The sequence below is a fragment of the Erythrobacter sp. WG genome (assembly GCF_026586795.1).
Lineage (GTDB): Bacteria > Pseudomonadota > Alphaproteobacteria > Sphingomonadales > Sphingomonadaceae > Erythrobacter.
The window spans coordinates 14098-39692 of sequence record NZ_JAPFGY010000031.1; the positions used below are offsets into that span (position 1 = coordinate 14098).

At 69.3% G+C, this 25595-nt stretch carries 19 protein-coding genes; 6 read left to right on the forward strand and 13 right to left on the reverse strand.

Annotation, left to right across the window (positions count from 1 at the left end; genetic code table 11):
- Positions 1–91: 91 nt before the first annotated feature.
- The 4 genes from OPU67_RS13930 to OPU67_RS13945 form a co-directional block, all read right to left on the reverse strand.
- The gene (locus OPU67_RS13930) at positions 92–1000 is read right to left on the reverse strand and encodes an alpha/beta hydrolase (protein WP_267620660.1); all 909 of its coding nucleotides are present in this window, start codon (positions 998–1000) and stop codon (positions 92–94) included.
- Positions 1001–1056: 56 nt separating this feature from the next.
- A complete protein-coding gene (locus tag OPU67_RS13935) occupies positions 1057–1917 on the reverse strand; it encodes an ROK family protein (RefSeq protein ID WP_267620662.1) in 861 nt (286 codons plus the stop codon).
- On the reverse strand, positions 1917–3038 hold the full coding sequence (locus OPU67_RS13940) for a glycoside hydrolase family 68 protein (protein WP_267620664.1): 1122 nt from the start codon (positions 3036–3038) through the stop codon (positions 1917–1919). The genes OPU67_RS13935 and OPU67_RS13940 overlap by 1 nt, the downstream gene beginning before the upstream one ends.
- An 80-nt stretch (positions 3039–3118) precedes the next feature.
- The gene (locus OPU67_RS13945; protein WP_267620666.1) at positions 3119–5590 is read right to left on the reverse strand and encodes a TonB-dependent receptor domain-containing protein; all 2472 of its coding nucleotides are present in this window, start codon (positions 5588–5590) and stop codon (positions 3119–3121) included.
- Positions 5591–5770: 180 nt separating this feature from the next.
- Here OPU67_RS13945 and OPU67_RS13950 point away from each other — a divergent pair, with 180 nt between their 5' ends.
- Together OPU67_RS13950 and OPU67_RS13955 are read left to right on the forward strand one after the other, a co-directional pair.
- Complete coding sequence (locus tag OPU67_RS13950; RefSeq protein ID WP_267620668.1) at positions 5771–7111, forward strand: MFS transporter; 1341 nt, start codon at positions 5771–5773, stop codon at positions 7109–7111.
- A complete protein-coding gene (locus tag OPU67_RS13955) occupies positions 7108–8139 on the forward strand; it encodes a LacI family DNA-binding transcriptional regulator (protein ID WP_267620670.1) in 1032 nt (343 codons plus the stop codon). The genes OPU67_RS13950 and OPU67_RS13955 overlap by 4 nt, the downstream gene beginning before the upstream one ends.
- Before the next feature lie 9 nt (positions 8140–8148).
- On the opposite strand, the gene OPU67_RS13960 is transcribed toward OPU67_RS13955, so the two are convergent.
- Positions 8149–8916, reverse strand: coding sequence for an enoyl-CoA hydratase/isomerase family protein (locus OPU67_RS13960; RefSeq protein WP_267620671.1), 768 nt, complete (start codon positions 8914–8916; stop codon positions 8149–8151).
- 168 nt (positions 8917–9084) lie between these two features.
- Between OPU67_RS13960 and OPU67_RS13965 the strand changes: the two genes are divergently transcribed.
- Complete coding sequence (locus tag OPU67_RS13965) at positions 9085–11196, forward strand: TonB-dependent receptor (protein ID WP_267620673.1); 2112 nt, start codon at positions 9085–9087, stop codon at positions 11194–11196.
- Positions 11196–12296: a PepSY-associated TM helix domain-containing protein gene (locus tag OPU67_RS13970; RefSeq protein WP_267620675.1), complete on the forward strand. Its 1101-nt coding sequence runs from the start codon at positions 11196–11198 to the stop codon at positions 12294–12296. The genes OPU67_RS13965 and OPU67_RS13970 overlap by 1 nt, the downstream gene beginning before the upstream one ends.
- 1 nt (position 12297) lies before the next feature.
- Here the strand turns inward: OPU67_RS13970 and OPU67_RS13975 are convergent, their stop codons facing one another.
- The 8 genes from OPU67_RS13975 to OPU67_RS14010 all read right to left on the reverse strand — a co-directional run bounded on the left by OPU67_RS13975 (position 12298) and on the right by OPU67_RS14010 (position 21532).
- The gene (locus tag OPU67_RS13975; RefSeq protein ID WP_267620677.1) at positions 12298–12945 is read right to left on the reverse strand and encodes a DUF1109 domain-containing protein; all 648 of its coding nucleotides are present in this window, start codon (positions 12943–12945) and stop codon (positions 12298–12300) included.
- Positions 12946–12947: 2 nt separating this feature from the next.
- Positions 12948–13472: a sigma-70 family RNA polymerase sigma factor gene (locus OPU67_RS13980; RefSeq protein WP_267620679.1), complete on the reverse strand. Its 525-nt coding sequence runs from the start codon at positions 13470–13472 to the stop codon at positions 12948–12950.
- 214 nt (positions 13473–13686) lie between these two features.
- Positions 13687–14817, reverse strand: a complete 1131-nt coding sequence (locus OPU67_RS13985; RefSeq protein WP_267620681.1) for an acyl-CoA dehydrogenase family protein — start codon at positions 14815–14817, stop codon at positions 13687–13689.
- A gap of 120 nt (positions 14818–14937) precedes the next feature.
- On the reverse strand, positions 14938–16131 hold the full coding sequence (locus OPU67_RS13990) for an acyl-CoA dehydrogenase family protein (protein ID WP_267620683.1): 1194 nt from the start codon (positions 16129–16131) through the stop codon (positions 14938–14940).
- Positions 16132–16495: 364 nt separating this feature from the next.
- Positions 16496–17581: an LLM class flavin-dependent oxidoreductase gene (locus OPU67_RS13995; RefSeq protein ID WP_267620685.1), complete on the reverse strand. Its 1086-nt coding sequence runs from the start codon at positions 17579–17581 to the stop codon at positions 16496–16498.
- A 47-nt stretch (positions 17582–17628) separates the two neighbouring features.
- The gene (locus OPU67_RS14000; protein ID WP_267620687.1) at positions 17629–18543 is read right to left on the reverse strand and encodes an aldo/keto reductase; all 915 of its coding nucleotides are present in this window, start codon (positions 18541–18543) and stop codon (positions 17629–17631) included.
- Positions 18540–19550, reverse strand: coding sequence for a LacI family DNA-binding transcriptional regulator (locus OPU67_RS14005; protein ID WP_267620689.1), 1011 nt, complete (start codon positions 19548–19550; stop codon positions 18540–18542). Before OPU67_RS14005 ends, OPU67_RS14000 begins: the two co-directional genes overlap by 4 nt.
- Positions 19547–21532 (reverse strand): alpha-glucosidase, encoded by a 1986-nt coding sequence (locus tag OPU67_RS14010; RefSeq protein WP_267620691.1) that lies wholly within the window; start codon positions 21530–21532, stop codon positions 19547–19549. The genes OPU67_RS14005 and OPU67_RS14010 overlap by 4 nt, the downstream gene beginning before the upstream one ends.
- Positions 21533–21696: 164 nt before the next feature.
- Here OPU67_RS14010 and OPU67_RS14015 point away from each other — a divergent pair, with 164 nt between their 5' ends.
- Positions 21697–24018, forward strand: a complete 2322-nt coding sequence (locus OPU67_RS14015; protein WP_267620694.1) for a TonB-dependent receptor — start codon at positions 21697–21699, stop codon at positions 24016–24018.
- A 117-nt stretch (positions 24019–24135) separates the two neighbouring features.
- The gene (locus tag OPU67_RS14020) at positions 24136–25413 is read left to right on the forward strand and encodes an MFS transporter (RefSeq protein WP_267620696.1); all 1278 of its coding nucleotides are present in this window, start codon (positions 24136–24138) and stop codon (positions 25411–25413) included.
- The last annotated feature ends 182 nt before the right edge of the window (positions 25414–25595 follow it).

A 25595-nucleotide genomic window follows, 5' to 3' on the forward strand; every position in this document is an offset into this window, starting at 1 on the left:
CGGGGAGGGGGTCGGGGGGTGGGGGCTCTGCCCTATCGAAGGTGGGAACCCCCACCCCCAGCCCCTCCCCAAGGGGAGGGGAGAATTGGCGCTAATCCTTCGCCAGCAACCACCCGAACACCTCCGGGAGCCGCGCGGCCCAGGCGTTCTCCTCGTGCTCGGCGCCCGCGTAGACGCGGCTCTGCCAGTCGCGGCCCTTCTGCCAGCCCGCCGCAGCAAACCGCGCGTCGACGACCTGCTGGTAGGGCGCGTAATACTGGTCGAGCGTCGCGGTGCCGTGGTCCAGCCACACCCGCCGCCCTTGCGGAGCGCCGAGGCGCGCGGCGAACCAGCCGTCCCACAGCGCCTTCACGGCCTCGCTCTCGCCCTCCACCGTGCGCGGGTCGACCGCGGGCCAGTGCGAGGAGACGCAGCCTGCACGGCCGAACACCTGCGGGCGCTCGAGGAAGGCGTAGCAGCTCATCAGCCCGCCCATGCTCGAACCGACGATGGCGGTGTCGTCGCGGCCCGGGCGAGTGCGGAAACTCGCGTCGACCCAGCTCTTCAGCGGCCCTGCGATCCACGCTAGATAGCGGTCGGAGACCACCTCCCCGTTCGCGCTCCGGTCCATCTGCGCGCGCAAGGCGCCGGTTGCGGCCTCATAGGCGCTGCGGGGCAGGTATTGCCGGTAGCGGTCCGCGCCCGGCGCCCAGATGCCGACGATGATGTGCGGCTCGACCGTGCCGGTCTCGACGGCCGCCAGCATCGCCTTGTCGGCAGCCCAGATCTTGTTGAAATTGCTGTTCTTAAGCTCGAACAGGTTGTGCCCGTCATGCATGTAGAGCACCGGATAGCGGCGGTCCGAGGCATCGTAGCCGGGCGGAAGCCAGATCGTCAGGCGCTGGTCGGGGAGCCCGGCGGCGGCGACAATCTCGTATTCCAGCAAGCGTCCGGTCTCCTGCGCGGCCAGCGGCGCAGCGATCCCGATCAACGCCAGCAGCGCGAGCGTCAGGCGGATCATGGCGGGGCTCTCCTCGTCTCTCCCGCTCGCGAGTATCGCGGGCCAGCGGCGCGGGCTCAAGCCCCTGCGGCGCCTTGCGCGAGCAGCATCGCGCCGACGATCCCCGCATCGCCGCCGAGGCGCGGGCGGATCACACGGTGGCGCGCCCCGCCGGGGAGGTAGCCGGCATCGAGCGCGCGGGCGCGCTCGGCGATGCGTTCGACGAGGCCGGGCGTGCTGGCCACCCCGCCGCCGATCACCACCTGCTCCACCGCCACGCTTGCGAACAGGGTGTGGCAGGCCTGCGCGACATATTCCGCGATGATGGCGTGCGCCGGGTGGTCGGCAGGCAGGTCCGAGAGCGACTTACCCCACCGCGCGAAGATCGCCGGGCCGCTGGCGAGGCCTTCGAGGCAGTCGCCGTGATGCGGGCATATCCCAGCAAACTCAGTGTCCTGTGGGTGCCGCCGAGGGTAGATGTGGCCGATCTCGGGGTGGGCGATGCCGTGGACCGCCTCCCCGCCCAGCACCACCCCGCCGCCGATCCCGGTGCCGATGGTGAGATAGGCGAGGCTCCCCGCCCCGCCCCCCGCGGCACGGTGTTCGGCGAGGGCAGCGGCGTTCACGTCGGTGTCGAAGCCGACCGGAACCCCCAGCCCCTTCGCGAAGAACCCGGCGATGTCGCAATCCGCCCAGCCGGGCTTGGGCGTGTTGGTGATGAAGCCCCAGCGGTCCGAGGCGCGGTCCAGCTCCACCGGGCCGAAGCTGCCGATCCCCAGCGCCTCGACGCCGCCTTGCGCGGCGAACCACGCCGCCGCCTCGGCCAGCGTCTCGGAGGGCGCCCGCGTAGGAATGACGTGCCGCGCCGCCAGCGCATCGGGCGTTTCGCCTACCGCAAGCACGAACTTGGTGCCCCCGGCCTCGATCGCGCCGAGCATCAGCCGGCTAGCCCTGCGCGCTCGCCATCGAGCTCCAGTCGGAGCAGCGGCGCGGGGACGCCGCCGAAGCTGCCGTCGGGCAGCACGTCGACGAAGCTCGAGACCCTGAGGTCCGCGTCGACGAACCAGCTGTAGGTCTGAAGCGGCCGGTCGGCCGGGTTGGCGAGCACCAGGCCGGTGCCGTTCAATGGCCGCCACGGGCCCGCCATGCTGTCCGCCACCATCCCGTAGAGCCCTCCCGGCGCGTGGCGCAGATCGGGCGCGAAGGTCGCGGTCTGCGTCGACCAGAAGGCGTAGTAATGTTTCACGTGAAACACCAGGTGAGCGCGCTCTAACTCGTTGTTGACGCCCTCTGCATGGAGGCAAGGGGGGGTCAGGACCCACCCTAGACGGGGGCAACGGCGGGCTAGCCCGAAGGCGCCGTTGAAGGCGCTCGGCGATCCGGCGAGCGAGGCGGTGAAGGCCAGCCACTCGGTCCCGTCGGCGGGATCGCGGAAGAAGGCCGGATCGCGGAACGCCTTGATCGCGCCCGGAAGCCCCTCGTGGGCATCGGCGGGCATATAATCCGCGCCATAGTGATCGACGAGCGGCGCGGGCACGGACCAGCTTTGCGGCCAGCCGTCGGCACCGACATTGGCCGAGGCCGACCACAGCTCCTGCCGGTAGCCGCCCGCCCGCCGGCTGCACCCGGCGGCGGTGAAGAACAGAGTCACGCGCCCATCGTCGAACAGCGCGGAGCCCGCCCATTCGCGCTCGTAGGGCACCTCGCCCGTCGGCAGCACCGGGCCGCGGTCGTGCCACACGGTCCCATTCTCATTGGGCGCCCGCTCGAGCCAGTGGATCTTCGCCTCGAAATGCCTGAGCGCCGGGTCCCCCCGGTCGGGCGCGGTCAACGCCATCCACAACTCACGGCCCGCTGGCATGGCCTGCCGCCCAGCCGCGTCCTGGAGCGGCCACATATCCCAATACAGCCGGTCCGCCGCGAGCCCCCCGCGCGCGCCCGGGCCGACAGGCGGAATCAGCGCCCCGCCGCCCGCGCCGCCCGCCGCAATACGGCTGACGTGCTCGGCGGTCCAGGCGCCCCCGGTCGCGTTACGCGCGGCATTCATCGCGGCCATCATTGCGTCATGCCTTCTCACAAATCAGATGGGGCCGGCCGCAGGGGAGAGAGGGGCGGCCGGCCCCGAACGTGGCCAACGCCTCAGAAGTCGAAGCGCACCGAAGCGAGCACCGTGCGCCCGGCGATCGAGCGTGCGCGCACGATGCCGTTGGCCGGGATCGATCCCTCTTCCGCCTCGGTGAAGCCGGTGGCGTTGAAGAGGTTCGCCGCGTTCAGCCCGATCTCGACCCGGTCGATCGGCCGCACCGCGAGGAAGGCGTTGACCTGCGCGAAGGCGGGCAGCTTCAGCTGGTTGTTGTCCTGCGTGAAGCTGTCGGTGGTGCCCACGATGTTCGCGCCGAGCGTGAACAGGCGGCTGTCGTATTGCGCGGTCGCCTGATAGACGAGGTCGGCCTGCCGGCGCGGCCGGTTGCCGATCACCGTGCGATCGAGCGCGTCCTTGATCTCGGCGTCGGTCCAGGTCGCGCCCGCACTCAAAGTGAAAGGCCCGGTGCGATAGCTGCCCTCGAGTTCGAGCCCGAAGGCCTCGTATTCGGTGTCGAACAGCACCAGCGGGGCGATGTCGACATTGGTCTCGCGGGTCTTGGCGTAGAAGCCGGTGGCGTAGAGCCCGAGCCCGCCGGACTGGTACTTGAGCCCGGCCTCGAGCTGATCGACCCGCGCGATCACGCCCTCGTCGCCGCCCGGCAAGCCGCCGGTCACGGGGCTGACCGCCGGCGAGAACAGCGAACGGTCGGCGGTGTGGCGCCCGCCTTGCGAATAGCGCACGAAGGCGCCCAGATCGTCGGTGACGAGGTAGTTCGCACCGAGCGAGAAGCTCGCATAGCCGAAGCTGTAGTCCACCGGCCGGGCATTGCCGAGCGGGATCACCGCGGTCTGCGCCTCGGCGCGGCTGATCGCGCCGTTGCGGTCGAAATCGAAGCTGGTGACGCCGGTGCCGAACCCGCTGTCGGACCCGGCGATGAAGCCGCTCGCATCGCCGAAGTCATACCGCACCGAGGCGTCCAGCGTCAGGCGCCCGGTGTTGACCGAGAGCGAGGCGAAGGGCGCGTAGGTCGAATAGTCGACATCGTAGGAGCGCCGGCAGCAATTGCCGAAGAAGCTCGCGCTGTAGGCGACCTGGCCGTTCTGGGTGACGGTCTGCCCGCCGGCGTTGCGGATATTGACCAGCACCGCGCGGCCATCGCCCTCGACGGTCTGGACGTGGCTCGTCCACAGCCAGTCGGTGTCGATCGACTGCCGCGAGAGGTAGAAGCCGGTGGTGAAATTCGCCGTCGCCCCGCCCGCGAAGGCGAATTCCTTGTTGATCCGGAAATCGTTGGTGATGTTGTCGAGGCTGTTCAGCCGCACGTTGAAATTGACGATGTTGGCGAGCAGGCCGTTGCCGCCAATCGTGGCCGCGTTGGCGACCTGGCCCGCGTTCGGCCCGGTGGCGAAGACGATGCTCGAGCCCGCCCCGCCGATGCCGTTGGCGATGCCCTGCGCGGCGCCCGCCTCGGCCGGGAAGGGCGACATGAAGCTCCCCGAATTGTCGGCGAAGCGGAAGCGGTTGGTGAGCGTCCAGCCATCCGCCACGTCGATCTCGCTCTCGATCCCGAAGGCGAGGCTCTTGACCGAAAGCCCGTCGCGGAAGTCGTAGGAGGCCGGGTTATTGTTGCCGTCGAGCGATTGCGCCGGGGTGAGGAAGGGGCTGTAGAGGCTGTCGGTGCGCGGATCGAAGCCGGGGATCGCCTGATAGTTAGGGTTGGCGTTGGTGCCGGTGACGCGCACCGGCTGCGGCAGGATCGTGGGCGTGCGGTCGTCGAGATACTTGGCGCTGAGGCGCACGTAGCCGCCGTCGAAGGTCTTGGTGATGTTGGCCTTCACCTGCCCGCCGTCATAGCCGTTGTAGCCGATGTCGCGCGGGCCCTCGCCGGTGCGGTAGAAGCCGCCGATGTGGAAGGAGAGCGTGTCGGACAGCGGCGCGCCGTAGTCGAAATCGAGGCGGTAGGTCTCGAAGTCGAGGCCGACGCTGCCCTGGATCGCGCCGCCTTCGCGTTCGCCGGTCTTGGAGATGAAGTTGATGACCGCACCCGGCGCGTTGGAGGCGAAGGTCGAGGCCGAGCCGCCGCGCACCGCCTCGACGCGGGCGACCGATCGGTCGGCGCGCAGGAAGTTGTCGGCATTGCCGAAGATGATGTCGCCGAACTCGAGGATCGGGAGGCCATCCTCCTGGAGCTGGATGTAGCGCGCGCCGCCGGTGGAGACCGGGATGCCGCGCACCGCGATGTTGGCATTGCCCTCCCCGCCCGAGGCTTCCGAGCGGATGCCCGGGATCTGGCGGATGAGATCGGCGGCGGACGGCGCGGCAAGGTTGGCGATGGCCTCGGCGCCGATGGTGCTGACCGAGACCGAGCTTTCGATCCGGTTCTGCCCGCGCGCGACGGCGGTGACGATGATCTCCTCGCCCTGGGCCACCGATTCGTCGGCAGTGTCCTGGGCAAGAGCGGGGGTGGCGGCGGCGAGCAGGCCCGGCAGGGCGACGCCGGCGTAGAGCGCGAAACGCAATTTCATGACCATTCTCCTCTCGGGAAGTCGCGCTTCTGCGGCGCTGACCCGGGCATGGCCTAGCTCACCTGCAAACGTTTGCAAGCCGATTCTTGCAATCGTTTGCAAGTTGCGCGGAATCATGTCACCCCTGCGCCACAGCACCGGATATACAGGTGCGGATCAGGGGATGAGGAGAGGCCCGCTATGTCGCAGAAGCCGAGGCTTTCGCTGGCGCGTATCGTCGAGATGAACATCGGCTTCTTCGGCCTGCAGTTCTCCTTCGGGCTGCAGCAGGCGAACATGGGGCCGATCTACGGCTTCCTGGGCGCGGACGAGGCGACGATGCCGCTGCTGTGGCTGGCCGGGCCGATGACGGGCCTCATCATCCAGCCGATCGTCGGCGCGATGAGCGACCGCACCGACAGCCGCCTCGGGCGGCGCACGCCCTATTTCCTGATCGGCGCGGTGATCTGCACGCTCGCTCTGTTCGCCATGCCCTATTCGAGCGCGCTGTGGATGGCCGCCAGCCTGTTGTGGATCCTCGATGCCGGCAACAACATCACCATGGAGCCCTACCGCGCCTATGTCGCCGACCGGCTCGCGCCCGAACAACGCTCGGTGGGCTTCCTGACGCAGAGCGCCTTCACCGGGCTTGCCCAGACGCTCTCCTACCTCGCCCCCTCGCTGCTGACCGCTTTCGTCGCGAAGGACGTGCTCGACGCCAACGGCATTCCGGTGATCGTGCGGATCGCCTTCGTGATCGGCGCGATCCTGTCGATCTCCACCATCGTGTGGTCGGTGTGGCGGGTGCCCGAACTGCCGCTGGACGATGCGGAGCAGGCCGAGCTTGCCGAAAGGCCGCTCACCTTGCGCGCCACCCTTGCCGAGATCCGCGATGCGATCGCCGAAATGCCCCGCCCGATGCGCCAGCTGGCGGGCGCGATGCTGTGCCAGTGGTATGCGATGTTCGCCTATTGGCAATTCATCACCTTCGCGGTCGGCCGCTCGATCTACGGCACCGCCGACCCGGCGAGCGCCGCCTTCCGCGCGGCGACGCTGACCACCCAGCAAGCGGGCGCGATCTACAACTTCGTCGCCTTTCTGGGTGCGCTCGCGCTGATCCCGGTGGTCCGCCGCATGGGCGCGCGCCACACCCACGCGGCGTGCCTCGCCGCCTCGGGGGTCGCAATGCTGCTGATCCCCTCGGCCGCGACCCCTGCCGGACTGTTCGTGCTGATGCTCGGCATCGGCATCGGCTGGGCGGGGATGATGGGCAACACCTACGTGATGCTCGCCGACTGCATTCCGCCGCAGCGGAACGGCATCTACATGGGCATCTTCAACCTGTTCATCGTCATCCCCATGTTGATCCAGACCCTCACCATGCCGCTGATCTACCGCCCGCTGCTCGGCGGCGATCCGCGCAATGTGCTCATATTGGGCGGAAGCTTGATGCTGGCGGGCGCGCTGGCTACCTTGCTGGTCGACGCCGGACACAGGCGGCCCCGCGATACGGGCCTGATCGCCGGCCAGGGGGTGCCATGAGCGACGGCGAGGACAGGCCTGCACGCACCACGGTGCGCACCATCACCGATCTGGCGCGGCTCGCCGGGGTCTCGGCCGGGACGGTCAGCCGCGCGCTTGCCGGCAACAGCCTCGTCAACACCCGCACCCGCGAGAAGATCGTCAGCCTCGCCCGCGAGCATGGGTTCCGGCCCAACCAGATGGCAAGCGGTCTGCGCCGCCAGAAGACCGGGGTGATCGGCGTCGTCATTCCGCTTGGCCACGACACCCGCCAGCAGATTTCCGACAGCTTCTTCATGACCCTCCTCGGCCACCTCGCCGACGAACTGACGCACGAGGGCTACGACCTCATGCTGCGCCGCGTCGTGCCGGGCGATGACCCCGACTGGCTCGACCGCTTCATCGGTTCCGGCATGATCGACGGGGTGATCGTGATCGGCCAGTCCGACCAGTTCGAACGGATCGAGGAGGTCGCCGACGGCTACCGGCCGATGGTGGTATGGGGCAACCGGCAGGAGGGCCAGCACCACTGCGTGGTCGGCACCGACAATCGCCTCGGCGGAAGGCTGGCGGCGGAGCGGCTGGTGGCGGCGGGCGCGCGGGCCCTCGCCTTCCTCGGCGACACCGGCCCGATGGAGTTCGCCGCGCGCTTTGCCGGGGCGCAGGATATCGCCACGCGCCGCGGCCTGCCGCCGATCCTGCCGCTGCCCACCCACCTTTCGCCCGACCGCGCCGGCGAGGAGATCGCCCGGCACATCGCCGCGCATTCGGGCACCATCGACGGGATCTTCGCCGCCACCGACACCCTCGCCGCGCTGTGCCTCATCGAACTGCGTGCGCAGGGCATCGCGGTGCCGCAGGACGTGAAGCTGGTCGGCTTCGACGACCTGCCGATCGCGCGGCAGACGGTGCCGCCGCTGACCACCATTCGCCAGGATATCGCCGCGGGCGCGCGCGGCCTCGTCGACCTGCTGCTGCGGCGGCTGGCGGGGGAGAGCACCGAAAGCCTCGTTCTTCCCCCGGAACTGGTGGCCCGCGCCACCGCGTGACCCCGGCCCTCAGGCGGCGTTCATGCTCTTGACCAGAGCGGAGGCCGAGGCCCCTTCGAGCGACAGCCCGTAGCCGACCTCGCGCACCAGCCGCGCCTTCAGGGGCTGGATGAAATGCATCCGGGTGTTGCGGCGCGTGACCGCCGGCTTTTCGAGATAGAGCGCCGCGAGTTCGCGCGCGCGGGCCAGCGCCGTCCCGTCGGGCACCACTTCGGCGACCACGCCCCACTCCTTCGCCGTCGCGGCGCTGATCGGTTGCGGGTCGAGCAGCCAGGCCTCGGCCCGGCCCGGCCCCGCGCGATAGCTCCAGGTGGTGAAAATCCCGTCGCCCGGCACGATCCCCCCCGCGAAATGCGGCAGATCGTGGAAGGTCGCACCCTCGCCCGCGACGATCACGTTCGCCAGCAGCGCATATTCGGAATGCACGTGCGCGGCGCCCTCGACGGCGGCGATCACCGGCACGCGGATGTTGGCGATGTTCTCGAGGATCTGCACGCCCTCGTCATGGACCTGTGACCACACATCGGGATCGGCGACATTGCCGAAGCTCGGAAAATCGACCCCGGCGATGAACTGCCCGCCCGCCCCGGTGAGGATGACGATGGCGTTCTCGCGGTCCTGCGCGATCCGGTAGAAGGCCTCGGTGTAGTCGGTGTGATCGCGCGCGGTGAAGATCAGCGGGCCGCCGCCCGTATGGAAGGTGGCGGTAAGCACGCCGGCGTCGTCACGGCTCAGGGCCAGGCCGGGGAAGGCGTCGAAATAGGCTGGTCGGGTCACGGCGGGAGGCTCTCCTTGGCTGGCGGGTTCGCACCGGGAGTAGCCGGGGGGCGTCGGGCCGGTCTTTCGCAATTCCCCCAAATCTCGCGGATGTTGCAGGAAGCCGCTTGCGTTATTGAGAATCATTCGTAGTAAGGCGCGCGAATGATTATCAGGAACAGTTCATCCATGCGCTTCCCGCTCCTCCTCTCCGCCGCCCTGCTCCCCCTCGCCACCGCCGCACAGGCCGCCGACAAAGCGCCCGAGGAGCTGGAGACGCCGATTGTCGTCACCGCCGCGCGCACCTCGCTCCCCGTCACCGCGCTCCCGCTCACCGCCGAGGTGATCGACCGTGCGACGCTCGACCGGCAACTCCAGATCTCGGGCTCGGTGGTCGATGCCATTGCCGCGCTCACCCCCTCCTTCTCCCCCGCCCGCCAGAAGCTCACCGGCCAGGGCGAGACCCTGCGCGGCCGCTCGCCGCTGTTCGCCATCGACGGCATTCCCCAAACCGCCCCCTTGCGCGACGGATCGCGCGACGGCTTCACCATCGATCCCTTCTTCATCGACCGGGTCGAACTGATCCTCGGCTCGAACGCCTTGCAGGGCATCGGCGGCACCGGCGGCGTCATCAATCAGGTCACCGTCAGCGCTCCCGCCGAGGACGGATGGAGCGCGCGCACCATCCTCCAGGGCACCGCCGAGAGCGGCTTGCGGTCCGACGGCTTCGGCGGCAAGGCCGGAGCGCTGGTCGCCAACCGCTCGGGCGCCTTCGACGTCGTCGCAGGGGTTGCCTACGAGCGGCGCGGCGTGTTCCGCGACGGCGAGCAGCGCCGCATCGCGCCCGACGGGACGCAGGGCGACCTCATGGATTCGCACAGCCTGTCCTTCTTCGCCAAGGCGGGCGTGGAACTGGGCGGCGGGGTGCGGATCGAGGCAATGGGCCAGCGCTTCCACCTCGAAGGTGACGGCGATCTCATTGCGGTGAACGGCAACCGCCTGACCGGCCTCCCCTCCACCGGCGTGCGCGGCGTGGTCCCCGGCGACCCGCCCGAGAACCTTGCCGAAACCCTCGCCCTCACCCTCACCGCCGACGACCTCGCCGGCGGCGCGCTCCGGGTGCGCGGCTTCTGGAACCGCACCGCCGACATCTACGGCGGCGGCACCTTCGCCGATTTCCAGGACCCCGCCATCGCCCCGCGCGGCACGCTGTTCGACCAGTCGCAGAACATCAGCCGCAAGTGGGGCGTCAACGCCAGCTGGGAGCGCGATCTGGGCCCGCTCAACCTCGTGCTCGGCGCCGATCTCCTCAACGATCACACCGTCCAGCGCCTCGCCCAGACCGGCCGCGCCTGGGTGCCGCCGACCGACTACCGCTCCATCGCCCCCTTCGCGCAAGGCAACCTCGCGCTGTGGGACGGCAAGGTGCGGCTCGCCGGGGGCTTACGCTGGGAGAACGTGCGCATCGACATCCCCGACTACACCACGCTGTGGTTCTATGGGCCGCAGCGGGTCGGCGGCGGCTCGCCCAGCTTCGACCGGGTGCTGCCCAACGGCGGGATCGTGATCGAGCCCACCCCCGGCATCCGCGCCTATGCCAGCTATGCGCAGGGCTACACCGTCCCCGATATCGGCCGCATCACCCGCGCCATCGCCCGCCCGGGCATCGATCTCGACACCTTCCTCGACATCGCCCCGGTGCTCGCCGACAACCGCGAGATCGGCGTCGAGGTGAAGCGCGGGCCCGTTGAGGCGAGCGCGACCTATTTCTGGTCGGACAGCAGCAACGGCCAGCTGCTGGTGCTGGTGGGCGACAGCTTCGCCGTCCAGCGCCAGCGGATCGAACTTCAGGGGCTGGAGCTGAACCTCACCACCGCCACCCCGGTGCCGGGTCTCCGGCTCGGCGTGGGCTATGCGCACCTCGATGGCCGGGTCGACAGCAATGGCGACGGCCGGGTCGATGCCGATCTCGACGGGGCCAACATCGGGCCGGATCGCCTCAACCTCTCGGCCGACTGGACGATGGGCCCGGTCAGCCTCAGGCTGCAATCGCGCACTCACTTTGCCAAGCTGTTCCGCGGCCCAGCGCGCGATCCGCGCAACGATTTTTCCGGCTATCACCTGCTCGACGGGGCGGTGAGCGTGGCGACCGGGGTCGGCACCTTCACGCTTGCCGGGCAGAACCTCCTCGACCGGCAATATATCGACTACAACTCCGACACCCAGCGCCCGACCGACAACCTCAGGTTCTTCGCCGGGCGCGGGCGGTCGGTGACGCTCGGCTGGCTCGGCCGCTTCTGATGCGGCGGGCGCTGGTCACGCTCCACCGCTGGCTGGGCGGCCTCGTCGGGCTGGGCCTCGCGGTGCTCGGCCTCACCGGCGCGGCGCTGCTCTGGAAGCCGTGGTGGGTCGGCGCTCCGCTCGCGGCGCGCCTGCCGAGCGATGCCGAGACGCTGGCGATGATCGCGGCGGCGGGGCGGCTGGGGGCGCGGCACGTGACCCTGCCCTCGGCCGAATTCGGCGCCGCGCAGGCGGGGCTCGGCGAAGGCGCGGGGGCCTACCTCGCGCATGACGGCACGCTGCTCGCCCGCTGGCAGAGCCCCTGGGACCGGCCCGAGACCTTCCTCTTCGATCTCCACCACCATCTGCTGATGGGCGAGACCGGGGAGCTGATCGGCGGCTGGCTGGGCATCGCCGCAGTGCTCTTCGCGGTGACGGGCCTCGTCCTGTGGTGGCCGACACGGCGCACCTTTCGGCCGCGGGCTCTCCCGCCCCGCCTCACCCGCCCGGCGATCATCCGCCACCACCGCGATATCGGTGCGGTGCTCGCCCTGCCGATCCTGCTCGCCGGGCTGACCGGCGCGCTGATGGTGCTGAAGCCATTGGGCGCGGCGGTGTTCGCCCCGCTGTCCCCGCCCGATGCGGTCGCAGCCTGGCAGGCGAAGCCGCCGGCTGCGCCCGCGAGGGCCCCCGCCAGCGGCAACGCCCCGGCCTGGCCCGCCATCCTCGCCGCCGCCCACGCCCGCTTCCCCGATGCCGAACCACGCATGATTATCTGGCCCAAGGCGCCGGGCGATCCGGTCACGCTGCGGATGCGCCGCCCGGCCGAGTGGCACCCGAACGGGCGCACCACTCTCACCTTCACCGCCGACGGCGCGCTGCTCGCCGCGCGCGACGCACCCGCCGCGCCGCTGGCGGTGCGGGCGCAGAATGCGCTCTACCCGCTCCATTCGGCGCGGCTTTCGGGGAGCGCGATGGGGCTGCCGCTGCGGATCGTCATGACGCTCGCCGGCCTTGGCCTCGCCCTGCTGGGGAGCCTTGCGGTGCTGACCTTCTGGCGCAGCCTCGCGCCCGCGCGGGCGGTGCAGCCCGCCCTGCCGCGCCGTCTTGGCGCGGGCTAGCCTACCAGCGCACCAGGCGCGGGACCAGCAGGCCGCCGATCCCCGCCATCACCACCACCGCGGCGCTGTGCCACAGGCCGATGTGGACGATGTCGTTCTCGGGGCAATGGAGCGAGACCGCGAAGCTCCCGAAGGCGCCGGCCGCCACCCCGGCGACCAGCCCCGCCCGGCCCGGCGCCGTCGGCGCGCCGCGCCGCAGCCACCCGGTCAGCACCGCCAGCACCAGGAGCGAGGCCGCCGCACCGATCGCCAGGCACGCGGCGCCATGGGCCATCGCGTCACCCGCCATCGCCGCGTGGCCGCGCTCGGCGGCGACGATCAGCCCGGCGATCGGGAGCAGCGCCGCCATCCCCGCCGCCCAGCGCCACCCGCCGTGGTCGCTGCCGACCTGCGGGCGGCCCATGACGATCACCGTCACGCTCGCGGCAAGGCCGAGCACCCCATAGAGCCCGGTCGCCACCAGATGCATCGGATCGGCGGAGTGCAGCACCCCGTCGGGCCGCGCGCCCAGCAGCGCCACGACCCCCGCCGCCGACACCCCCGCCGCCGCCAGCGCTGCGGCCAGACCGCTGCCGAAGCGCAGCGGCGTGACCGGCTGCAATTCGCCCACAAGCTCGGCGATGAGGGTGTCGGAAGGGGCCTTGTCCATGGTCATTCTTTCTCGATCAGGAGGGCGAGCTTCTTCAGCCCGCGATGGATGTTCACCTTGACAAGGCTTTCGCTTTGCCCCGTCTTTTCAGCGGCTTCGACAATGCTCAGCCCTTCGATCTTGACCAGCGCGATGGCCTGCTGCTGGCCTTCGGGAAGCAGGGCAAGCAGCCGCTCGAGGCTGATCCGCGCGGCGATCGCGGGCTCCGCGTCGCTGCCGATCAGCTCCTCGTGGAGCTCGCCCGCATCGTGGCGGTAGAGGCGGCGCAGGTGATCGACCCAGCGGTAGCGCGCGATCGCCGCCAGCCACGGCAGGAACGGCCGCGCCGGGTCCCACGAGGCGCGCTTGTTGTGAAGCGCGATGAGCGTTTCCTGCACCAGATCGTCGAGCTGCCCGGGCGCGATGCGGCGGCTGTAGTAGCCGCGCAGCCAGCGCTCGCAGGCCTCGAGCAGCGCGGCATAGGCCTGCCGATCGCCGGCTTGCGAGAGCGCCATCAGCCGGGCGAGCGTCGCCTCGTCGGCTCTCATCCGCGCCGCACGGAGGTGCTGTCGTCATGCGTCATGTCCGCCTCCCTTTCGTGCCCGCGCCGCTGTTGGACAGAGTTCGGGACGGCCGGGCCGACGGTTACATGGCGTAGGACATTTTTCCGCGTCTTTCGCGAAAGGACCGCGCGCCGAAACGCGCAGGCCCCGCGTCCGCCGTCAGGCGGGCGCGGGGCCTGCTTCCTCACCTGCGGGCGGGTCAGCTCAGCGCGACGTGGCGCTTCAGGTGGTGGTCGACATTGCCGAACTCGGAATCGAAGATCGTCAGCCGCTTGAAGTAATGCCCGATCGCATATTCGTCGGTCACGCCGTTGCCGCCGTGGATCTGCACCGCTTCCTGCCCGATCAGCCGCGCGGCCTGGCCGACGCCGACCTTGGCCGCGCTGACCGCCTTCTTGCGCTCCACCTCGTCGGAACCGAGGCGAAGGGTCGCAAGATAGGTCAGCGAGACGGCCTGTTCATAGGCGGTGTACATATCGACCATGCGGTGCTGGAGCACCTGGAAGCTGCCGATCGGCACGCCGAACTGCTTGCGCTGGCGGGAGTATTCGACCGTCATCGCATGGGCCACCTTCATCGCCCCGCAGGCCTCGGCGCACAGCGCGGCGATGGCCTCGTCGGTGACGGTCTCGATCAGCGCCAGCCCCTCGCCCTCGGCCCCGATCAGCGCGTCGGCGCCCACGGCCACGTTCTCGAAATAGACTTCCGCCGCGCGGCGGCCGTCGACCGTCACATAGTCGCGGGTGGTGATGCCCGGCGTGTCCTTGGCGAGCACGAAGACCGAGACGCCCGAGCGATCCCGCCGCTCGCCGCCGGTGCGCGCGGTGACGACGAGGTGGCTCGCCCAGGGCGCGCCGATCACGACCGCCTTGTGGCCGTTCAGCACATAGCCCGCGCCGTCCTTCTTCGCGGTGGTCTCGAGATCGGCGTAGTCGTAGCGCCCCTTGGGCTCGGCGTAGGCGAAGGCGAACACCGCGCTGCCCGAGACAATCGCGCCGATATGCTCCTCCTTCTGCGCCGCCGTGCCGGCGTGCTTCAAGAAGCCGCCCGCGCAGACCACGGTGGGAAGGAAAGGCTCGATGACGAGGCCCTTGCCGAATTCCTCCATGATGACCATCGCATCGACCGCGCCGCCGCCGAAGCCGCCGTCGGCCTCGCTGAAGGGCATCCCGAGAATGCCGAGCTCGGCAAGCTGCGCCCACACTTCCGGCCGCCAGCCTTCGGCGCTCGCAATCGCCTTGCGGCGCTCCTCGAAACCGTATTGCTCGCGCACCAGCCGCGACAGCCCGTCACGCACCATGCCCTGTTCTTCGGTGAAGTTGAAATCCACGAATTCTCTCCCGCAAAAAAGCCCTTCCCCGTGGGGGAAGGGTTGGGATGGGGGGCCTGCGCTATCGACGGCAGAGCCCCCACCCCCGGCCCCTCCCCATGGGGAGGGGAGAAAAAGGCCTTAAAGCCCCAGGATCATCTTGGTGATGATGTTGCGCTGGATCTCGTTCGACCCGCCGTAGATCGAGGTCTTGCGCATGTTGAAATAAGTCGCCGCGGCATATTGGGCGTAGTCGGGCCCGACCGGGTGCTCGTTCGAATTGTCGTTGGCGACCCCGCCGTGATAGGGCGCCGAATAGGTGCCGACCGCTTCCAGCGTCAGCTCGGTGAGGCGTTGCTGGATTTCGGTGCCCTTGATCTTGAGGATCGAGCTTTCCGGCCCCGGCCCCTTGCCCGCCTGCTCGCCCGCCAGCGTGCGCAGCTCGGTGATCTCGAGCGCGGCGAGATCGATCTCGAGCTGGCTCACCTTCCTGGCGAAGTCGAAATCCTCGATGAGCGGCTTGCCGTCGAGCGATTCATGCGCGGCGATCTCGCGCAGCTTCTCGACGCCGCGCTTCGAACGGGCCACGCCCGCAATGCCCGAGCGCTCGTGGGCGAGCAGGAACTTGGCATAGGTCCAGCCCTTGTTCTCCTGGCCCACGAGGTTCTCGACCGGCACGCGCACGTCGGTGAGCCAGGTCTCGTTGACCTCGTAGCCGCCGTCCAAGAGCTTGATCGGCTTCACTTCGACGCCCGGGGTCTTCATGTCGACGAGGATGAAGCTGATCCCCTCCTGCGCCTTGGCCGAAGGGTCGGTGCGGCACAGGAAGAAGCCCCAGTCGGCGTGCTGGGCCAGCGTCGTCCAGGTCTTCTGGCCGTTGATGACGTAATGATCACCGTCGCGCACCGCCGTGGTCTTGAGGCTCGCAAGGTCCGACCCCGCGCCCGGCTCCGAATAGCCCTGGCACCACCACACGTCGCCCGAGACGATGCCGGGCAGGTGCTTCGCCTTCTGCTCGGCATTGCCGAAGGTGTAGATGACGGGGCCGACCATCGAGACGCCGAAGGGCAGCGGCATGATCGCGTTGACGCGGGCGTTCTCTTCCGACCAGATGTAGCGCTGGGTCGGGGTCCAGCCGGTGCCGCCGTATTCGACCGGCCAGGCGGGGACCGACCAGCCCTTCTTGCCCAGGATCTTGTGCCAGGCGAGGAAGTCCTCGCGCTCCATGTCCTCGCGCATCCCGAAATCGGCGAGGTGCTTGGGATAGTTCTCGGCGATGAAGGCGCGGACCTCGTCGCGGAAGGCCTGCTCTTCGGGGGTGAACTCGAGGTTCATCGGCGTGTCTCCTCTCAATCGGTTTCGATTTTGCGATACGTCTTGTCACCGGTGGCGGACGCGGAAAAGAGGAAATTGCGGGCCGTTTCCCGAGGGCGGGGGAGCCGTAGGGGAATGTTTCACGTGAAACACGTTCTGCGGGGTGCCTAAGGGGGGTCTGGAGGGGGGGCTGGAGGGGGTCTGGACCGGTCTGGAGCCGCGCAGAGTCGCACAAAGGGGGCGTCTGGCGCGACCTACACTTCGAGGGGCGATGTGTGTTGGAATGCCCCCGCCCCGGACGTGATCCGGGGCCCAGCTCATTCCTGCCGCTCACAGCACAGAAAGGATAGCTGGGTCCCGGGTCACGCCCGGGACGGGGATCGCGTTACATCTCGAGCGGCGCGTGCTGGATATGCGGCAGCACATGGCGGGCGAAGAGGTCCGCTTCCTGCATATGCGGATAGCCCGAGAGGATGAAGGCCTCGATCCCCTCGGCCTGATAGGCCCTGAGCTTGGCGAGCACCTGATCGGGCGTGCCGACAATCGCCGCCCCGCAGCCCGAGCGCGCGCGGCCGATGCCGGTCCACAGGTTCTCCTCGACGAAGCCGTCCCCGTCCGCCGCGCCGCGCAGTTCCTGCTGGCGCTGGACGCCGTAGTTCTTGGCATCGAGGCTCTTCTCGCGAATCGCCCGGCCCGCCTCGTCGTCGAGCTTGGAGAGCAGGCGGTCGGCATAGTGGCGCGCCTCGTCCTCGGTCTCGCGGACGATCACGTGGACGCGGTAGCCGAACTTGAGGGTGCGCCCGTGGTTGGCGGCGCGGGCCTTCAGGTCGGCGATGGTCTCGCGCACCTTGGCAAGCGTGTCGGGCCACATCAGGTAGACATCCGCCGCCTCGGCCGCACATTCGCGCGCCTCGTGGCTGAGGCCGCCGAAATAGAACGGCGGGCACTTGCCGCTGAGCGTCGTGATCCGCGGCGGATCGAGCTTCAGCTTGTAGAACTCGCCGTCGAAGTCGAGGTGCTCGCCGTTCAGGAGCGTCTTGACGATCTTCATGATCTCGGTGCCGCGGCGATAGCGCGGGCCGCTCTCGATCTTTTCGCCCGGCATGTCCGACGAGATGATGTTGACGTTGAGCCGCCCCCCGGTGCCGCTCGCGTTCGGGCCGAGGATGCGGTCCAAGGTCGCGATCCGGCGCGCCAGCTGCGGCGGCCAGTCCTCGCCCATGCGGGTCGCCCAGAGCAGCTTGATGCGTTTGACCTGCGTGGCGACGGCGGCGGCGAAGATCGTGGTGTCGACCCCCAGCTGGTAGCCCGAAGGCAGCAGGATATTGTCGAACCCGCCCTCCTCGGCGCGCAGCACGATGTTGCGGCAATGCTCCCAGCTCGAGGCGAGATAGGGATCGGGTACCCCGAGGAACTCGTAATCATCGTCGCACAGCGCGGAGAACCACGCGATTTCGCATTGCTGGGTCATTGTTTTCGTTCCTCGTCCAAACCTTCTCTGTGCCCCCCGAACCTCTCTCAGGGCAGCGGAACCCCCCGCGCCGCGACCAGCACCGCGTACCAATCCTGCCGGGTCCAGCGCACCTTGAGCGCCTGCGCCCCTTCCGCGATCCGCGCGGCATTCTGCGACCCGATGATCGGGATGATCCCCGCCGGATGCGCCATCAGCCAGCTGTAGGCCGCCACCGTGCGCGAGACACCCTGCGCCTCAGCCACCGCATCGAGCGCCGCCGCCACCGCCTTGTCGCGCGGCGTCTCCGGCGCGGCGAGCCTGCCGCCGCCGAGCGGCGACCACGCCAGCGGGGTGAGGCCCAGCATCATCGCCTGATCCAATTCGCCGTTCTCGAAGCAGTCGATCCTCAGAGGGCTGATCTCGGGCTGGGTCGAAACCAGCTTTTGCCCGAGGAAGTGCTGGAGCGCCGCGATCTGGCTTTGCGTGAAGTTCGAGACGCCAAGCGTCCGCACCTTGCCGCTCGCCACCGCATCGTCGAGCGCGCGGGCCACCTCCTGCGGGTGGGCGAGGATGTCGGGGCGGTGGATCTGCCACAGGTCGACGTGATCGACCTTCAGCCGCGCGAGCGAGGCGTCGATCGCCTTCCTAAGGTAGTCCGGGCTCTGGTCGTAGGGGAGCGGCGGCATGATCCCGCCCTTGGTGGCGAGCACCATCTTGTCCCTGAGGCCCGGCTCGGCCGCGAGCACCTCGCCGAGCAGCGCCTCGGCATCGCCGAAGCCGCCCGCACCGTCGAAGCCATAAATGTCGGCGGTGTCGAGGAAGGTGATCCCGGCATCCAGCGCCGCGTGGACCAGCCGCGCGGCCTCTGCGGCGGTGCGCCCGTTCTCGGTCAGGCGCCACATCCCCCAGGCGATGGGGCTTACCTCGATGTCGCTGGCGCCGAGGCGGCGGGTGGCAGGCGGCAGGGGCAGTTCACTCATGGGGCTTTCCTCTTTGGGGGCGCGACCGAAGCGCGCTCGACAAGTTCGTGGGGCAGGCGCTTGTGGGTGATGTCCCCGCCCGCGATCAGGATTTGCGTCGCCGTGCGCGCGAGGTCGGCCATCGGCTGGCGAATGGTGGTGAGCGGCGGCCAGACGGTGCGCGCCAGCGTGGTGTCGTCGAAGCCGGCCACGGAAAGCTCGGCGGGGACATTGATCCCCCGGTCGTGCGCCACGGCGAGCACGCCTGCGGCCATGTCGTCGTTCGAGGCGAAGATCGCGGTGGGGCGGGCAGGCTGGTCGAGCAGCGCCTTCGCGCCCCTCACCCCGGAATCGAAATCGAACTCGCCATCGACGACCAGCCCCGGCTCGAACGGAATGCCGACCCGGTCCAATGCCCGGCGGTAGCCGAACAGGCGGTCGTCGGACGCCATGTGGTTCGCATGGCCCTTGATGAAGCCGATCCGGCGGTGCCCGGCGTTGATGAGGTGCGTGGTCATGTCGTCGGCGGCCTGCGCGTCGTCCATGAACACGCTCGAGGTGAGCGCGTGGTTGGTCCCCGGCGAGATCCGCACGAAGGGCACGTCCATCGTCTCCAATGCGCGCAGCACCGGGTCGCAGTCGGTCACCGGCGAGGAGAGGATGATGCCATCGACGTGCGTCTCGCTGACCAGCCCGCGCACCTGTTCGCCGACGCGCGGGTCGGCGACGTCGACGGGCTGCGCCAAGAGGCGGATGCCGCTTGCCTGGCACACCTCCCAGCAGCCGGTCTGGATCTGGAACATGTAGAAGGGGCTGTGATTGTCGTAGATCAGCGCCACCTGCCCCGACTTCGCGCCCGAGAGGATGCGCGCGGCCACCGAAGGCCGGTAATCGAGCTCGGCCATTGCCTGTTCGACCTTCTCACGCAGCGCCGCGCTGACATAGGGGTGGCCGTTCAATACGCGGCTGACGGTCTTGACCGCCACGCCCGCGCGGGCGGCGACATCCTTGATGTTGGCGCGGCTCATGGACGGAGACTTTCGAACAGGGGCGCAAAGGCGCTGCCCGCTCGGAAGAAGACCGGCGGGCTGCCGATCGGGGCGGGGACATCGTGCCAGCCGGGGGCGCGGGGCGCGCCGCTCCACAGGTGGCGCCATTCGCCTTGCGGCAGATAGACACGGCGCGATGTCGCCCCCTGCTCGATCACCGGGGCGACCATGAGGTCCTCGCCGTAGAGGAACTGGTCCTGAATGGTGAGGGTCTCTGGGTCCTCGGGGTGGTGGAGGAACAGCGCGCGCTGGGCGGGGAGGCCGCTTGCTGACGCTTCGCGGATCAGGTGGCGGACATAGGGCGCGAGGCTCTCGTGGATGCGGCTCCAGCGGACAAAGCCTTCGACGAGCGCTGGGGTGCTGTCGATCTGGAGATTGTCGTCCGGGCGGTTGCCCTCATGGGTGCGGAAGACCGGGCTGAAGGCGCCGAGTTCGTACCACCTGAGGATCAGCTCCGCGGTGCGAACATTGCCGAACAGGCTGGTGTAGCCGCCGACGTCGGAATGGCTGAAGGCATTGCCGACGAGACCCGATGACAGCGCGGCGGTGATGACCGTGCCGATCCCGTCGTGGCGGCTGAAGTCGACCGACTGGTCCCCCGCCCACAGCAGCGGGCAATGGGCCTGCACCCCGGTGTGGCCGGCACGCATGAACCACAGCGCCTCGCCGGTCTTGCCGCGTGAGGCGACCGCGCGGGCGTTCACTTCCGCCCAGCGCACCGGCCAGCGGTTGTGCTCCTGCATCGGATCGCCGTTGTGCAAGCGCAGGTCGGTGGGCAGGTATTCGCCGAAGTCCGCCATCCAGCCATCAAGACCGAAATCGAGCATCCGCCGGCCGATCACCTCCTCGGCGAACCATTCGCATGCGGCGGGGTTGGTGAAGTCGACCACGCCCGCATCGAACTCGCCGAAGTCGACGCGGTAGGGCTGGTCGCTGTCGAGGCGCAAGGCGAGGAGGCCCCTTGCGGCCGCTACGGGGAACAGCGGGCCGTCGACCGCCAGATAGGGGTTCACGTAGCCGAGGAAGCGGATGCCGCGTGCCTTCAGCGCCGCGATGCGCTGCGGCAGATCGGGGTAGCGCGCGGCGTTCCACTGCCAGTCCCAGAACAGGCGGCGCCCGAAGCTGGTCTCGCGGATGCCAACCCAGTCCTCGCACCACAGGCCCGAGACAGCAGCCCCTGCCTCGATCAGCGCCTCGAGCCGTTCGAAGCTCGCCTCACCCTGCTTGAGGCCGACGACCGCCCCGCGACAAGCCCAGTCGGGGAGCGCGTGGCGCGTGCCGAACCGCTCGCCCAGTTGGCGGGTCAGCTCGGCAGGCGCGCCCTCGAACAGGTCGATGGCGACCTCGCCCGACCAGACATGCAACCTGAGCCGCCCCGGTTGGCGGGCGTCGATCTCCGCGTATTCGCTGTTCGCGAGGCTGATCGCCCAGCCGCCCGAGCACAGGAGCGTGGGTTCGGGATAGTTGGTGGTCCAGTAATCCCCGCCCGCAAAGCTCCCGTCGGCGCTCGCCTGGTCGGTGAGCGGCGTGCCGGGCTCGCGCCCGACGCCGGGCTCGGTGGTCCACAGCGGGAAGATGCGGCCGTTGAGGACGAGGTGGCTCATCTGCTCGCCCCCGCCCCACAACACGTCCCCGTCTTCAAGGCAGAGGTCGAGCGTCAGGCGGTCGTGCGGCGCGTTCGCCGTGAGGACAAGCCGGCCGCCGGTCAGGGCAAGCGCCACCTGCGCGCTGCCATCGGCGCTGGCGAGGGTCACGCCGCCGGTCGCATCCACTTCTGCGCGCGACAGTGGCCTTGCTGCCACAGGCCTGTCGGCGAGGCGGAAATTGCCGCGCACCATCGTCACCGTGGAATCGCCACAAGCGACCGATATCGCAGTGCTTTCCGGGCGATGGCGCAGCAGGACGCGACCCGCCAGCAGCAGGTCGACACCCCCCTCTCGTGGCTCCAGTCGCGCGGTCAAAGCCCCGTATCCTCTTGCCGAACCCTCCGTCCGGCGCCTCTGACACCGCTTGACAGATTGCGACGGACAGCGCAACCCGACGCTCCGAAGATCGACCGCACGGGCGAGGGTCTTCGGCCCATCGCCCGCGAACACACCGATCACGCCCAGGGGAGAGAACACCAATGCCGGCCACCACTCGATTCGCCATGAAGGCGCTCGCCATTTCCGCCAGCGCGCTGGCCCTCGCCAGCGCCGCGCCGGCGCTGGCGCAGGTCGAGGAAATCGTCGTAACCGCCCAGAAGGTCGAAGAAAACGTCCAGGACGTGCCGATCGCCGTGACCGCCGTCTCGGGCGAGCGGCTCGACCAGAACCTCGTGCGCAGCCTCGAGAACATCTCCACGGTCGTCCCCTCGGTGAGCTTCCGCAAGGGCACCACCAGCGCCAACAGCGCGATCGTGATGCGCGGCGTGGGCACCATCTCCTTCGCGATCGCCGCCGAGCCGTCTGTGTCCACCGTTGTCGACGGCGTGGTGCTGAGCCGTTCGGGCCAGGCCTTCGCCGAACTCGCCGATCTCGAACGCCTCGAAGTGCTGCGCGGCCCCCAGGGCACGCTGTTCGGCAAGAACGCGAGCGCGGGCCTCATTAACATCGTCTCCAAGGGCGGCACCGACACCTTCCAGGCCGAGGCGCTGGCCGAAGCCTTCGAAGGCAACGAATATCGCCTGCGCGCCGCGATCTCCGGCCCGCTCGCCGAGAACCTCACCGCCCGCCTGACCGGCTTCTACGGCAGCTTCGACGGCAACATCACCAACGTCTTTGGCGGCCGCCGCGAGGACATCAACGGCTACGAGCGCTACGGCGTGCGCGGGATCGTCGACTTCGACAACGGCCCCGCCCGCCTGCGCTTCATCGCCGATTACTACCGCGCCAACGACGATTGCTGCGCCGACGTCACCGGCATCACCCGCGGCCCTGTGGTCGATGCCGAACTGAACCTGCCGGGCGGCGTCGACATCGGCGAGAAGCAGCGCTTCGTGAACCACAACGTGGTCACCCGCACCCGCGACCGCCAGTGGAGCCTTACCGCCAACGGCGATTTCGACATCGGCGAGACCCACACGCTGAGCGTCATCGCGGGCTACCGCAACTGGTTCAACGAGGAGACCCGCGAGGGCGACTTCCTGCCGCGCGCGCTGGTCGGCTTCCCCGAGACGACCGATTTCGGCATCGTGCGCACCGAGCAGGTAAGCCTCGAGGCGCGGATCGCGTCGGACCAGTCGAAGCCCTTCTTCTACCAGTTCGGCGCCTTTGCCTGGCAATCGAAGAACCGCCAGGACTTCACCCGCCAGGTGGTCAGCTGCGCGACCTCGAACCTGCCGGTCGACCCGCGCACCGGCGGCCGTCCGTGCAACCTCAACGATACCGCCAACACGCTGTTCCCCATCGCCACCGGCGACAGCGACGTGACGGTCAACAACTACGCCATCTTCGGCCAGGCGACCTATCGCTTCACCGACCAGCTCTCGGTGATCGGCGGCCTGCGCTACACCTGGGACGACCTCGAGTTCACCCACACCCGCGCGCCCGGGGTCAATGCCCGGACCGGCCTTCCGGCAAGCGGCCCGGGGGTCCTCGCGGTGGGCGCCGGCGGCACCGTGGCGACGGGCGGCAACGGCACCAACACCTCGCGCGGCCAAACCGACAACGGCAACCTGTCGGGCCGCGCAGTCATCCAGTTCGAGCCCACGCAGGACGTGATGTTCTACGGCTCCTACACCCGCGGCTACAAGGGCCCGGCGTTCAACGTGTTCTTCAACCACGTCGCCCCCAACAACGCGGTGCCGATCAGCGCGGAGCTGTCCGACAGCTTCGAGATCGGCATGAAGTCGCAGTTCCTCGACAACCGGGTGCAGCTGAACCTGGCCGCCTTCACGGTGCAGTATGACGGCTTCCAGGCGAACAACTTCGTGCTGGTGAACGGGCTGCTCGTCTCGAACCTGACCAACGCCGGGACCGTGAAGAGCGAAGGCTTCGAGGCCGATCTGGTGGTGAACCCGGTCGAGGGGCTGAACCTGCGCGCCAGCGCCGCCTATGCCGATGCCCGCGTGAAGCGCTTCAACCCCAACCCGCAGACCAACGCGCCCGACGCGCGCAACGGCACCAGGCTGCCGCTCGCGCCGGAATTCGTCTACACCATCGGCGGCGACTACACGAGAGACCTCGGCGATGTCGCGCGGCTCTATCTCGCCACCGATTACCGCCACACCAGCACGCAGTTCTCGGACCTCGGCCAGCTCGCGGCGAACCGGATCGACCCCTACGGCATCTGGAACGCCTCGATCGGGGTCTCGGACCCGGACGACAAGTATCGCCTGACTTTCCACATCCGCAACATCTCGGACGAAGGCTACGTGCTGCTCAACCTGTCGAACCTGCAACGCCTCCAGATCCCGCGCGACGTTGACCGCTATGTCGGCGTCAGCTTGCGCGTCCGCACGTTCTGAGCGAGCGGGCCTCGCGTTCATCGGGAAAGGGCCGTCGGAGCGATCCGGCGGCCCTTCGTGTCTCGCCGATCCGCCTTTCGCTTGCCCCGCCTCGCACCCTGGCTCAGGAGTAGCCCGATGGCCGCCGAACCTGCCTCCGCCCTCTCCGCCCGGCTGCGCTGGAGCCTGTTCACGATCCTGTGCGTCGCGGGGGTGTTCAACGCGATGGACCGCCCGATCATCGCCATCCTGAAGCCCGACATGATGGCCGATTTCGGCTGGAGCGACAGTGACTTCGGCGATCTGGCCGCGGTCACGCAGTTTTCCGCCGCCTTCGCCTTCCTCGTCACCGGCTGGCTGGTCGACCGGCTGGGGGTGAACCGCTCGATGCAGGTCGGCGCTTCCGCATGGTCGCTGGCGGCGATGGCGCATGGCTGGGCCTTCTCGACCTGGCAGGTGGTCGCCGCGCGCGTCGGCCTCGGCGTGACCGAGGCGGTGCAGACCCCGCTCACCATCAAGACCGTCGCCCACCTCTTCCCCGCCGATCAGCGCAGCCTCGCCTTCGGCTTCGCGACGCTGCTGGCGGGCGCGGGGACGATTGCGATGCCGTTCCTGATCCCCGGCCTTGCCGAAGCCGTCGGCTGGCGCGGGGCGCTGGTGGCGGGGGGGATCGGCGGGTTCGTCTCGCTCCTTGCGTGGATGTGGCTGGCGCGCGGCATCGCGGCGCTCAACGCGCGCGACGGGGGCGAGAACGCAGGCGTGTCACAGGCGGCGAGCGATGCCTATGGCCCGATCCTCGCCGCGCGGGCAACCTGGGCAATCGTCGTCGCCAAGGCGCTCTCCGACATGACCTGGTGGTTCATCAACTTCTGGCTCGCCGACTATTACCGCAAGGCCTTCGGCCTGACGACGCTGGAGCTGGCGGTGCCGCTCGCCATCGCCTTCGCCGGCTCGGGCATCGGCGCCTTCGTCGCGGGCTGGGTCTCGACCCGGCTGCTCGAGGCCGGGTGGAGCCCCAACCGGGTGAGGAAGAGCGTGATGCTCGCCTGCGCGCTGATCGTCGCGCCGCTGCCGCTGGTGCTGGAGCTCGACACCTTCTGGCCGGTGGCGGTGATGATCGGCGTGGCGATGGCCGGGCACCAAGGCTTTTCGCTGTCGATCTTCTCGACCATCACCGACGTGGTGCCGGGGGCCAAGGTGGGCCGGGTGACGGCGTTCGGCGCCTTCATGGGCAACATGGGCGGGGTGGCGATCAGCCTCGCCACCGGCCGCGTGCTCGATGCGGGCCTCGGTTACGGGCCGCTGTTCGCCTTCGCGGCCGCCTCCTACCTCCTCGCCCTCGCCTGGTTCCAGCTGCTGCTGCCGGTGATCCGCCGGCCCGAGGACACACCCCACGCCCTGCCTTCGTTTGACTGAGGCCTCGCGCGGTTGCATTGAGGGGGCCCGCGCGATAGGGGTGTGACACCGTGAGACATATGCGCAGACTGGCAAGGTGATGAACCGCGGCTCCCGCCCCGATTTCGAGGCCTATGCCGGCGACCTGTTCGGCGAGATGATCCTCGCCGACAGCGCCGCCGCCGGCCCCGGCGCGGCGGCGG